The sequence below is a fragment of the Bradyrhizobium sp. LeoA1Lang genome, assembly GCF_055413685.1.
The window spans coordinates 1-11,799 of record NZ_JBVAPG010000210.1 but is presented as its reverse complement, the minus strand read 5'-3'; the positions used below and the strand labels follow the sequence as shown (position 1 = coordinate 11,799).

9 protein-coding genes and 1 pseudogene are annotated in these 11,799 nt (G+C 60.7%); 4 read left to right on the top strand and 6 right to left on the bottom strand.

Annotated features, from left to right (window positions below; all coding sequences use genetic code 11):
• Positions 1 to 235 precede the first annotated feature (235 nt).
• The gene (tnpB, locus tag ACZYOF_RS38695) at positions 236 to 589 is read left to right on the top strand and encodes an IS66 family insertion sequence element accessory protein TnpB (RefSeq protein ID WP_212231025.1); all 354 of its coding nucleotides are present in this window, start codon (positions 236 to 238) and stop codon (positions 587 to 589) included.
• A 69-nt stretch (positions 590 to 658) separates the two neighbouring features.
• Positions 659 to 2,249: pseudogene (gene tnpC, locus ACZYOF_RS38690) on the top strand (IS66 family transposase).
• Positions 2,250 to 2,380: 131 nt separating this feature from the next.
• Here tnpC and ACZYOF_RS38685 read toward each other — a convergent pair.
• From ACZYOF_RS38685 to ACZYOF_RS38660, 6 genes are all read right to left on the bottom strand, one after another.
• A complete protein-coding gene (locus tag ACZYOF_RS38685) occupies positions 2,381 to 2,890 on the bottom strand; it encodes a DUF1419 domain-containing protein (protein WP_463719026.1) in 510 nt (169 codons plus the stop codon).
• Complete coding sequence (locus tag ACZYOF_RS38680) at positions 2,823 to 5,114, bottom strand: tetratricopeptide repeat protein (RefSeq protein WP_130583187.1); 2,292 nt, start codon at positions 5,112 to 5,114, stop codon at positions 2,823 to 2,825. The genes ACZYOF_RS38685 and ACZYOF_RS38680 overlap by 68 nt, the downstream gene beginning before the upstream one ends.
• On the bottom strand, positions 5,107 to 5,769 hold the full coding sequence (locus tag ACZYOF_RS38675) for a SagB family peptide dehydrogenase (RefSeq protein ID WP_207234645.1): 663 nt from the start codon (positions 5,767 to 5,769) through the stop codon (positions 5,107 to 5,109). Before ACZYOF_RS38675 ends, ACZYOF_RS38680 begins: the two co-directional genes overlap by 8 nt.
• Positions 5,770 to 5,936: 167 nt before the next feature.
• Positions 5,937 to 7,277, bottom strand: coding sequence for a YcaO-like family protein (locus tag ACZYOF_RS38670; protein ID WP_130583185.1), 1,341 nt, complete (start codon positions 7,275 to 7,277; stop codon positions 5,937 to 5,939).
• Complete coding sequence (locus ACZYOF_RS38665; RefSeq protein ID WP_130583184.1) at positions 7,264 to 8,364, bottom strand: TOMM precursor leader peptide-binding protein; 1,101 nt, start codon at positions 8,362 to 8,364, stop codon at positions 7,264 to 7,266. The genes ACZYOF_RS38670 and ACZYOF_RS38665 overlap by 14 nt, the downstream gene beginning before the upstream one ends.
• Before the next feature lie 561 nt (positions 8,365 to 8,925).
• Positions 8,926 to 9,255: a hypothetical protein gene (locus ACZYOF_RS38660; RefSeq protein ID WP_463719025.1), complete on the bottom strand. Its 330-nt coding sequence runs from the start codon at positions 9,253 to 9,255 to the stop codon at positions 8,926 to 8,928.
• 290 nt (positions 9,256 to 9,545) lie between these two features.
• Here ACZYOF_RS38660 and cysS point away from each other — a divergent pair, with 290 nt between their 5' ends.
• On the top strand, positions 9,546 to 11,015 hold the full coding sequence (gene cysS, locus ACZYOF_RS38655) for a cysteine--tRNA ligase (protein ID WP_463719024.1): 1,470 nt from the start codon (positions 9,546 to 9,548) through the stop codon (positions 11,013 to 11,015).
• A gap of 170 nt (positions 11,016 to 11,185) precedes the next feature.
• Entirely contained in the window at positions 11,186 to 11,644 is a 459-nt protein-coding gene (locus tag ACZYOF_RS38650; protein ID WP_463703101.1) for a class I tRNA ligase family protein, read from the top strand.
• The last annotated feature ends 155 nt before the right edge of the window (positions 11,645 to 11,799 follow it).

Below are 11,799 nucleotides of genomic sequence, written 5' to 3'. Positions count from 1 at the left end.
ACCAGCCGGTGTGATATCTCTCGTCATGGCGTTGCTCTCCTTTGTGGAATCAGCACCCCGAGCCTACCGGCTCAAGGTGGGCAACGCCGACCTCTTCAGTAATTCAACAGAACCCGGGACATCCCCTTCCGGCTGTCAAACTCGAGATTGCGATTGGCGACGTCGTCGTGCGGACGGACGTGGCCATTAACGGTGAGCAACTGGCTCGGTTGATCCGCGCGGTGCGAGCGTCACGATGATCGCGCCCGGTGCTGATCTGAAGATTTACATCGCGACGCGGCCGATTGACTTCCGCTGTGGCCATGATGGGCTGGCTGCGAAGGTACAGCAGATGCTCCGTCTCGACCCGTTTAGCGGCGCAGCCTTCGTGTTCCGATCGAAACGAGCGGACCGGATCAAGATTTTGGTCTGGGATAGAACGGGCCTGGTATTGGTGCACAAGCGCCTCGAAGGCTGCAAGTTCGTTTGGCCAACGATCGCGGACGGCGTGATGCGCGTATCCCCGGCGATGTTCGCGGCCTTGTTCGAGGGCCTGGATTGGAGGTTGGTCCGCCCGGAGGAAGCGCGGCGCCCGCAGGCGGCGGGATAACTGCGGCAGAGTGACTCGAAAGCTATTTTGAACGTGGCGCGTGCGGCGGCGATGTGCTCGAAATAGCGCATGAGCATCGCGGCGCTGCGCGACGAAAACGAACGCTTTAAGGCGCTTTTGGCGCAAACGCAGACGGCCTTGAGTGAGCATCAGGGGGCACTGGCGGCGTCGGAGGAAGCACGGCGTCGGCTGGAGGTCATTCTCGGCGAATTGCGACGCGAGAAGTTCGGTGCGAAGTCCGAGAAGCTGCGACCAGATTCAGTATCATTTGCCGCTCGAAGACGTGGAGATCGCGCAAGGCGTCCTGGACGCTGCGCAGGAGAAGGCGGCCGCGATCATCCAGGGCCGGTCGCGCGGCGGATCGGATCAAGCTCGTCATCGCAATCGGGGCTGCTTGCCTTCTCATTTGCCGCGGGTGGAGCGGATCATCGAGCCTGCGAGCACGCTTTGTCCGTGCGGTTGCGGGGCCATGACGAAGATCGGCGAGGACGTCAGCAAACGGCTCGACGTGATCCCGGCGCAATGGCGCGTGCTGGTCACACGCCGCCCGAAATACATCTGCCGCCGCTGCACGGGCCCTGTCGTGCAGGCGCACGCACCGGAGCATGTCGTGCCTGGTGGACTACCGACCGAAGCGGCGATTGCGCACGTGATTGTCTCCAAGTTTGGCGACCATACGCCGTTTTACCGTCAGGCCGAGATCTATGCGCGCCAGGGGATCCGGCTTGATCGGGCGACACTGGGCAATTGGTCCGGCCGCGCCTGCTTCCATCTCCGACCCGTTGCCGACCACATGCGCCGCCATCTGGCAGCGGCGGATCGTCTGTTCATGGACGAAACTACGGCGCCGGTGCTCGATCCCGGGCGTGGTCAAACGAAGAAGGGCTACTTCTGGGCGAGCGTCTCCGACGACCGCGGCCATAGCGGCCCAAGTCCGCCGATCGTGCTGTTCCGATATGCCCCCGGCCGCAGCGGCGCCTTCGCTGAGCAGTTCCTGGACGGCTTTAACGGACGCTTCCTGCAATGCGATGCCTATGACGGTTATGACCGGCTGACCGAAGTCGCTCGACCGCAAGGGCCGTGGACGCTCGTGCATTGCTGGAGCCATCTGCGTCGGCGCTTCGTCAAATTGGCCCGCAACAGCAAATCGCCGATCGCCGAGGCCGCCGTCCGGCAGATCGCACAGCTTTACGCCATCGAAGCCATGGTACGTGGTTCATCGCCGGACATCAGGCTGGCCGCGCGCAAGGAACACTCGCTGCCCATCGTCGAGGCGTTGAAGCCGTGGTTCGAGAAGCAGCTGTCGATGATCTCCAGCGGCTCGACGCTCGCCGAGGACATCCGTTACGCGCTCAATCATTGGCAAGGGCTGACCCGCTTCCTCGAAGACGGGCGTCTCGAGCTCGACACGAACCCCGTCGAGAACGCCATCCGGCCAGTCTGCCTGACCAGAAAAAATGCGCTCTTCGCCGGTCATGAGGTCGGGGCTGAAAATTGGGCCTTGCTTGCGTCGATCGTCGCCACCTGCAAGCTCAGCGACGTCAACCCGGCCGCCTACATCGCCGAAACACTCGAGGCGATCATCGACGGCCATCCCCATAACAGAATCGAAGACCTCATGCCGTGGCGGTTCCGCAAAACGTCAAGCCAGTGTCAATAGGGTTGCGGCTAAGCGCTTACGGACGGCACGGCGTTGCGGGAGTTGATGAGCGGGCCGACGCCGGGCGAGCGGCTGAAATGCGACGCCCGGCACGAGGCCGGGCTGCCGCGGGACGGGGAGGGGAGGTCGGGCTAGGCCGCGACCGTCTCCGGCAGATGGCGGAACTGCACCGGCAGCTTGGCCGCGATCTCTGCCTCGGTGAGGTCGTCGAGCAGCTTCAGGACCGTGCCGCTCTGGCCGGCATAGACGAGTACCGTGCGGCGGCCGCGAATGGCCTGCGGCCAGCGCTCACCGGCATAGGCGCGATAATCGTCATGCGTGCTCGACCAGATGTGCTCAAGCCGCTCGTCGCGCGTCATCGCGCGCACGGGCCGTGACTCGCGCTCGATGATCGCCGCCTTCATCCGCTCCGGCGACAGCCGATCGGAAAGATCGCAATAGCCATGGAACCAGCGCCGCTTTCCGTCGATGGGAAGCGCGAAGAAGATGCTGGTGACGTTGCCCGTGATGAATTCGCGCATCGCGAACATATCGCCGCGCATCCAAAGCGGCGGCAGGATGTCAAGCATGTAATCATGCTCGGACTCCGCGATCTCGAACCACTCGCCAGCGAAGAGCTGCTGAGCCTCTCCCTCGGCCATGGTCTATCGCGGGTCTGACAACCAGCAGGCCGCTCTTTTCTAGACGCCTCGCCCACGAGACGATCTCCTTCGCGGAGCAAGCCAGGTTGGCGGCCAGATCGGGAATAGAACGTCTCGTTAGCGCTCTTTCCATGAGATGACCATCTGCCGTGTCGACAAGGATAGGCTGGCGGCTGCGGCGAAAAGTGACGAGGAGGCCCGTGTCATTACGTGCAAGGCCATCGACGCCAGGTCCGATCTCGATGTGCCCCCGCTTTTCGGCACTGGCGATCTGGCCGCCGTCGAGCGTCATCCGCCGATCCCGGAAGCGTACTTCCCGACAGCCGTGTCGTACCGCCAGGGCGCCGAGTTCGCACCAAGTCGTGGGAAGCTCGGTTCCGAAGCAGGGGTCGAGGATCAGGCTTGTCGAATCCGACAGCTCGGAGTCGGGATTCAGCAGAGTGACGAGACGCGCTACGAGCCGAGCAAGCGGCTGTTGCTCGGGTCGTACCTGATCGCCCAGCGGCCGGTCTTGGCGGGCCAGCAGTCCCCATCCCGGACCGCCAATGGCCATTGCCAGAGGTCCCTCCGGGTCCGATGTCACATGGCGAAAGACCGGCATGCCGGCGAAGGGCACGTCAACAAGCGCCGAGAATGGAGGACCGATTTGTTCGAGGAGTGTAGTCAGGGTACCTTCCAGATGGGCCGAGACTCTGGCGACCAAGTCAAGGCCAGATTCCACGCTCATGGCGCGCGCGACACGGGGCGCCAATGCTTCCGGAACTGGCATCGATAGCCAATGCAGGGCGGCTCGGAATCTGGCCATGAGGGCTTCGGCGAGCCTGCCCATAGCTTCCTCGATGCCGGATTGGCATAGGTTCAAGTAGACTTGGTCGCTGTCGGACCGCAAACCCTCGCTGATCGCGAAGGCACTCTTAAAATAGCCTTGGGCCCGGTCGTACTCTCCGGCGAACCGGTACAGGCGTGCCAAGTTGATCGAATTAATGTAGCGCATGTGCCAATCTGGTGGATCGAAGCTGGCCAGCGCCTCTTCAATCGTATGCTCAAAGGAGAACGCTTCCTCTAAGTGGCCGAGGCGGTGTTTATTGAGGGCCGAGATATTAAGCAGGTAAAGCCAGAAGGGGTCGCGCCCTTCCGGCTTCGTCAGGCGGCGCGCGTGGGCAAAGAGAGGCTCAGCTTGCGCTGGCTTTCCTGTCATGACCAAGGCCCAAGCACGGCTCATCGAGAGATCCCTTAACAACGCGTCGGAGAGGGCGGGATCGGGGTCCGGCCGACCGGCGGCGCCCGCGAAATCCATGGCGGCGATCCTCATGGCCTGAGCCTGGGATTCCAGAACAGCGCGTCCGACAGGGTCTTTGCTCGCGGCTTGCGCGGCCTCTATCAATCGGAGCGCCTGATGATAGCCGCCCTCCGCGAAGCAATGTGCCGCGCCGGCGGAGAGGGTCGGTATGTTCCGGCGGTCATCGGGGCGAGTCGTCTGTCGGAAGGCGGCCAGCCACTCGGCATCATCTGTACTGGTCCCGTCGTCCTGCGATGCATGTCCCGGCGCAGATCGCGCCTCTGGCAGCAGCAGACTCCATCCGCCCAAGGTCGCGAGGATCGGCCAAGCCTCGTCGCTCCGCCCGCGGCCGGGCGGCACCAGACCCGGACGCGACGGATCTACAGCCCGGGCAACCCCGTTGGACGGAACATTCGAGGCTACTGCCGGTGTCTCGATCCAGCAGACGTCCAGCTGCGGAAATTGCGCCGCCGCGGGCACCGACACCACCAGGGTGGCTGGTGTGGAGGAGAGAGCCCGACCGAGGAAGCGGATCAACCATAGGTCCTCGGGCATCCAGGGTTCGGGCGCGCACGGGCCCAACACCACCACGAGACGCAGTGATCGGCGCAGCACTTCCTCACGAATGGCCGCAGCGTGGAGATGGGCTTCCAGAATCGTCGCGTCACCGGCCGCCTCCAGGTCGATCAGGCGCGCCACGGCGTGGCTGGCATGCGTCGCGTCGATTGATCCCAGCGCAGGGCGCGGCATGGCTCGCAGGTCCATGCCTAATTGATTTGCAAGCTCGCGTGCGACCCAATGGCCTCGCCAGCTTCCGAGAGTGAGGTCGCTGGCGATAAATGGCGTTCCGCGTGACAGGGATGCTGCGAGCCGGGCCACATCTTTTCCAGTGCGATAACGGTGAGCAAGCAGACTACCGCTCGAGATGAGCGCCTGATCAGTCAATCTTTTCCCCGATTGCCTGGAGGTAGAGGGATGAATGGTTGATGCCATCAATGCCCATGAGTCGATCAAGCGCCCGGTCCTGGAAGCCCCCGACGTTCCAAACGCCGAGCCCGAGCGCAGTCGCGACCAGATTAAGATTTTGGGCGACGTGTCCAGCCTCTATCAACGTGAACCGGTAGCCACGATCCCCATATTTCACCGTGTTGCGGCGGAACAGCGCCGTCTGGACGACCAAGAGCGCGGCACCTCGGACGATCTCAGGCTGAAAGAGACAGCCGGCCAGCTCCTCCGAAAGGTCCCGATTGACGATCTGGCGTACGCAGTGCTGCTCGGGATTGTAGTGGTAGAGGCCGGGCGCTAAGCCCTCGACCACGCTACGCGCATGGAAGTAGATCTCCAGCGGAAAGAGAGCGCCGCCCGACGGTACGTTCCGGAGCGGGCGCGGGAACGGCATTGCTTCGTTGGGCCGGTTGATGCCGTAGCTGTAAAAGAGAAGGGCCGCCAGCGTTGCGAACGACATCCTCGCGGGCGCCATGCCGCTGGGGGTTTGCCGTGCCAAGATTGCCTCGCTCAAGCCAAGCCTGAAGGGCGGCAGAATGGCGATCGGCGGCAGGGGAATGGCCGCGAAAGCATCGTAGGCCAGCGCATTCTTCATACGGGTCATCCAATCGACGACGGCGTAATTGGGAAGCACGTCGTCCACGGCCGTGGATTTAGAGTTCTCGTGGAACGCCTCCCAGATCAGGTTTAGGTCCTCAGTGCCCCAAACTAGGTCATCCCACGTTGGTCTATCGGATCTCATCGCCTTGCTTGGTGTCTCGGTTACGGAAAAGGATGGGGCATGGGATTGTCGCCATGCTCCCTGGTTAAGCCGGGATAGCCCAGCTTCTGTGGCAGCTCCCAGAGACGGATCCCACCGAGGGCCCGCGACGCATAGCCCATGAACAGGGGATGGTAGCCCGGGATCAGGGCCCGGATCACATGAAAGCCCAGCGCAGCGACGTCTTCTGTCGTCAGGTCTGCGACCAAGACATCGTGTCCAGTCGCAGCCACCCTGTCGACCAGCGTCTCGAGATCGCGCGCAGGATCGCCAGTGGCCCGGTCGGGAAGCTCTCTGAAGTCGATCTCCGTCGCCGAGGAACACAAGAAAGCTGCCCTCTCAGCCCGTTCGGGCGACGTCCAGAAGTTCACATGGCTCACTTGGCTGTAGACGTTTTTGTGGTCACATTCTTCGCCGATCCGTTTGAGTTCGACCATCAACTGACGGACATAGCGTTCAGTGTGCGCCAGCTCCTCCAGCGACTTCGTGACAGCGACGTCAGGGCTAAGGTCGGTAGCCGCCGCCACCGCGAGCGGTGCGGCCTCGGAGTCCCGGCGGCCGCGCAGAACCGTGAGGATCGTCGGAACTTCGTTGTCGTGGCTGATGTCCATCACGTGGATGCTGTAACGGACGGAGGTAAAACGGCGGATCACGTCCTTCTGGTGGTCGGCCAGGCTCTCGAGTCGAATACGGGAGCGGGAGAGCATGGCCTGCCAAGTGATCGAGAAGCAGTCCCGCTCAATCACCTCGCAGATACCCGCTGCCGCGGCGCGCTCGAAGCTATCGTGGCAGGCAAGTCCGGTCGAGATTGACTGCGCCAACGGCCATTCGTCACCGTCCGGCGAGAATAGATAGGGCAAGTGGACGAAGCAGGCTGGCACATGGATGCTCTTGCCTGAGACTAAGCTGCGGGCCGGCATCCAGCGGACATCACTGTCCTCCGTGAAGGGTCGATAAGGGAAGTCCGGTTGGGTGAGCTGCTGGTCGTCGTACAGCGCGAAGTCGGCCGGCGGCACACATTGGAAAGGCGCCGACCGATAGGTGTAAATTGGATGGTCCCGCCGGTCGTAGATCGCCGCGACATAGCGTTCGATCGCCTCGCCGATGGCCTTTGCTAAGGCGAGGTCGCGAGAGGTCGATCCACCGCCGCCGACGGAGAAGTTCTCAAAGCCGCTTAAGGCGCGCGTGTCCGCCGCGAGGGCCATGTAACGAAAGAATTCCGGTGAGCCGGCCTCCCTGTCGTTCTCTTGTATCGAACCGAGGATGCCGACTTTCGGATCGTAGAGATAACCTAAAATGGCGCTCAGCCGGTCGAAGCTGGCGGCAGTTCTAATCCGCGCCATTCCTCCCTCCCATCGCCTCGACCTGGGCCCAGCGCTCTGGGTTCAGGGAGGTTTTCTCGAGGTTCACCTTGCTCGCGTGGCGGAGAGGACTGCAGACGGGACAGCGTGGTGCCTTCAACACGCGGCTCGCGATCATACTCGAGCCCATGAGGTTCATCTCGATGAGCTTGCCCACACGGCGCGGAGACAGGTTCGCGCTGAACCGGAGTATCTCGAAGGCCGCAAGGTTTCCAGCGATGGCGGTCACCGCTGGGTGCGCGCCGACGAAGGCCTGTCCCTGGGGCAGGAGGGCCTCGATAAGACGATGGTCGTGCACCTTCTCTCGTAGATGGGAGTTATGCCGTACGTCCAGACACGCCAAGCACGCCGTCTGTTCCGGGATCACAAGCGGGCCAAGTCGGATAGTGGCATCCTCAATAAGCACCGGCAGAAAAGGTTTGCCTTGTCGGAAAGCAAGGGCGTTCCACGGCTTGAGAAGGCCTATCCCGCCGAATTCAGCGCATGCGACCACGAGGGTGCAACTCTGTACGATCTCCTCCGCCTCCTCCGCGCGCTGGCTCTTTACGCAGAATTGCTTCAACTCTTCCGCCGCTTCGACGATAGCGTGATTGCGGAGGGGAATGTCGTCGACGAGCGTCGTGGCCCAATTGCCGAATTCGCTCAAACGATCGCGCAGGCCGAGGCCCAACTGGTTGAGGCCCACAATAGCGATGCGGAAGTCGGTGACCTGGCGAATTTCGTTCCCAGTCATCCCGAACTGCCAAAAGAACACGTCCTCTTGCGTCTCCGACGGCACCGGCTCTTCCGGCCCGACGCCGCCACTGTTCCGTACGTTCACTAAGCGATTCTTGGCGAGGTGACGCAGAAACTCGACGATGCGGTCGTGGTGCACCGGCGCGAACGGGGCGAGTAGATCGCGCCGGCTTACGAAATTGTCGGTTGCCATCTCCTGGAGTTTGGCAATCGTGTCCGCGATCCCATCGCCTTCAAAGGCGATACGCCGGGCGCCTCGTCGAATGAAAACTCTTGCTCCGGACTCGATTAGCTGGAAAGGCAAGAGACGAATGAAAACATCAACATCACTCATGTAATCGATCCCGGGAAATTCCCCCAATGGTCTGGCGGCTGGATGCGTCGAACCTCTGTGATCGTCTCGACCAAAGAGCCTGATCAATTAGACCTTAGTTTCCATAAAAGACACGCTGTGAGGTGTGGACCTTAGAGTTTTCGGAACGAAAGGTTTCAGGGCCTTACGCGGGCAACCCAACTGTAGTTCCCGACGTATCCACGACCGCACCCGCGGTGCAGCAGCACGGTGCGGTGCAACAGCAGCAGGGGGGGGCTCCGACCAAGCCCGATCTGCTGTCACCATGAAACGGATGGGCTGCGAACGCCTCCTCGATCGACTGGATGTCGCGGACGGTCAGCGACTCTGTCCGGGTGGTATGGTTTCCCCAAGACAACGCAATCAGGTCGCCTTCTAGCAGCTTGCTGGCGGCTGTTGTGAGCTTGGATGCGTCCGCACCGAGGCCGGTGATAGGTGTGTTGAAATCTGTATAGTCGCTCTCGAATTTTGTTGGCATGCGAGTCGCCTCACTATTATCCGGGGATACTCGGTCTGATTTTGCGAAATCCCAGATCCAGATGATCAACCATTGAGTATCACGAGGTTCAAAGTAGCTCGCCGCTCGGCAGCCGAGCGTGTCCCGGAGACGATGGCGACATGGTCGCTCGGAGCCTCGACGCTCTCTACGTCGGTCTTTATGTAGTCATATTTGACGTGACCGCCGCCGATGCGCTTAATCATGTCGTCGCGATTGGCGAACTTCCAGTCCCCTCCAGCCACCGTAAATGCGGCGAAGAATTCTTTCTCGATATCTTGTCGACTGTGAGCCAGAAGCGCGTTAGTCGACCGCTCTATCGAGGCCTTCGTGTGCTTCTCAACTTGCTGCAGTGGTGCTCCGCTGAGTTTGGTCACGTGTAATCCTCCCCGAGAACTTGCATTGGGACCTGGGTAGAAAATTACAGTAACATTGAACGCTCCGGTGTCAACTTTTAATTGTGGTATCCATGACCGCGACCATTGATGGAGACGCTCTATTCTGCGCGTCAACATGCATTGCGCGAGCACAATCGTTTGGACAGCATTTATGTACCTGAATGATGGGATTATTTATCGTGAAAACGTTGCGGTTTCTTGGACCGTGAATTTTCGATAGTAAACTGATGTCATGTGATGTCATGTGATGTCATGTAAGGAAGCATTGGATGACGAGTGATCCGCCCGAAGGGACGATCCCCAGGCTCCGACTTTTCAATAGCATGACGAGAACGGTCGAAACATTTCGACCGCTCCATCCAGGAACAGCGCGGGTCTACAGCTGTGGTCCGACCGTTTACAGCTTCCAGCATATTGGCAATATGCGCGCCTACATTTTCACCGATACGCTTAGCCGCGCCTTGAAATTTGCGGGTCTTAAGGTCACGCATATCATCAATATTACCGACGTAGGCCATCTCACATCCGACGCTGACACCGGCGAGGACAAGCTAGAGAAGGCGTCCGCGAAGGAGGGGCGTTCCGCCTATGAAATCGCGCGGTTCTACACCGAGGCCTTCTGGCGCGACCTGGAGCGCTTGAACGTCATGCCTCCGACCCGCTGGTCGTTGGCCTCGCAACATGTGACGGACATGATCGCGTTCGCCGAGAAGATCGCTCCCGGAAATTGCTACTTGCTGGAAAGCGGGCTTTACTTTGATACGTCGACCGTTCCGAACTACGGACGCCTCGCGGGCTCGGAAAAGCGCCATGGCGAGGGGAGAATCGAGGAAGTCGCGGGGAAACGTCATCCCGGCGATTTCGCAATTTGGCGCCGTTCGAAACCCAACGAGAAACGCCAGATGGAATGGAGCAGCCCCTGGGGGCCTGGCGCGCCTGGCTGGCATCTCGAATGCTCTGTCATGAGCATGAAATACCTTGGCGAACACTTTGACATTCACACGGGGGGAATCGATCACCCCGAGATCCACCACCCAAACGAAATTGCGCAGAATCAGGCCTATACTGGAACTAGGGATTCCGGTGCGACGGTGTGGATGCACAACAACTTCCTGATTGATCGCAGCGGAAAGCTCTCGAAGTCCACAGGAGGTGCCTTGCTGCTCGAAGATCTCCTGGGGCGCGGCTATCATCCGGCCGCGTTCCGGCTCATGTGTCTGCAAGCCCACTACCGCAGCCCGCTGGAGTTTTCGTTCCCAAACTTGGATGCGGCGCTTGCGCGACTGAAGCGGCTGGTAAAGACGATCGAAGGACTCCGGGAAGCCGCGCAAGCCACAACACCCTCCACGCCAACCGCTCGCGAGAATGACCTACTCAAGCAATTCACCCTGGAGATCGCTGACGATCTGATGACTCCCCGCGCCATCCCAGTCCTGGAACAGGCGCTTGAAGACAAAAGGATTTCTGCGCCCGCGCGGTTGCGGATTGTACGCAAGATGGACGAAGCACTGGGCCTTCACCTTGGCGAACTGTCCCGCAAAGACTTACGAGTTCGACCGGCCTATGCCGGGTTGACGAAATCCGACGTTGAAGCCCGCGTAGAGGCACGACGGAAGGCGCGGGCGGAGAAAAACTTTGCGGAAGCGGACCGTATTCGCGCAGACTTGGAGAATTCGGGTGTAGTCCTTATGGACGGAGACCCACTCATTTGGGAGTGGCGCATCGAGCCGCCGCAATAGGAGCTCTCCGTCTCCACCATTCCACTATTGCCGAATACAATTACAGCGGGCGCCAGACAGCTCTCACAACTCAATCATGTTCACCACTTGTAACTGATTTCCATATTTGCTACAACCCTAGACCAATCTTTTAAAGCTGGTTTGGGTCACGCTGTTGGGCGGGTCGCGCGATGCAGTCACGGCTGGGTGACGCGAGACGAGATCACACAGCCGCCGAACGAGGGGCCCAGGCAAAATGGCGGGCCGCCGGCATCTTCGAGTCCGATCCATTGCCTGGCCGAACAAAATGGTTCATCGTCGAATTGCCTCCGTTTGCCAGCGGCTCGCTGCACTTGGGCCATCTGCGGAACTACACGATCGGCGACGTCATCGCGCGCTTTCGTCGGATGACCGGGCACAACGTGTTGTACACAACAGGCTTCGATGCGTTCGGCCTGCCCAATGAGAACGCAGCACGCGACAGCGGCAGCCACCCGGCCCTGCTCGTCCAGCGCAATATCGACAAGATGCTGCGGGTGTTTTCGCGGCTCGGGTTTAGCCACGACCGCCGACGGATTCTGTCCGACCATGAACCCCGCTACTACAGGTGGGTGCAATGGATGTTTCTTACTCATAGGTCAGAAATATAGGCGACATCTGGATGCTTGAAGAAGGAAGGCACCAAAGCTGGTCTGTTGCCGATGTCGGCGAGCTGGGTGCGGACTCGGTCTTCCAATTTCTCGCCTGCGCGCAGCGGCCGGCGTGCATTGCCAGTGCGCTTGGCATGGCTCCATACGAGCTCGTC

Bases quoted from the DNA above. Each gene is read 5' to 3' on its own strand.
- ACZYOF_RS38670 (WP_130583185.1), bottom strand. From the start codon at position 7,277: ATGGCGCGGATTAGAACTGCCGCCAGCTTCGACCGGCTGAGCGCCATT.
- tnpB (WP_212231025.1), top strand. From the start codon at position 236: ATGATCGCGCCCGGTGCTGATCTGAAGATTTACATCGCGACGCGGCCG.
- ACZYOF_RS38685 (WP_463719026.1), bottom strand. From the start codon at position 2,890: ATGGCCGAGGGAGAGGCTCAGCAGCTCTTCGCTGGCGAGTGGTTCGAG.
- ACZYOF_RS38675 (WP_207234645.1), bottom strand. From the start codon at position 5,769: ATGAAGAATGCGCTGGCCTACGATGCTTTCGCGGCCATTCCCCTGCCG.
- cysS (WP_463719024.1), top strand. From the start codon at position 9,546: ATGACGAGTGATCCGCCCGAAGGGACGATCCCCAGGCTCCGACTTTTC.
- ACZYOF_RS38665 (WP_130583184.1), bottom strand. From the start codon at position 8,364: ATGAGTGATGTTGATGTTTTCATTCGTCTCTTGCCTTTCCAGCTAATC.
- ACZYOF_RS38650 (WP_463703101.1), top strand. From the start codon at position 11,186: ATGCAGTCACGGCTGGGTGACGCGAGACGAGATCACACAGCCGCCGAA.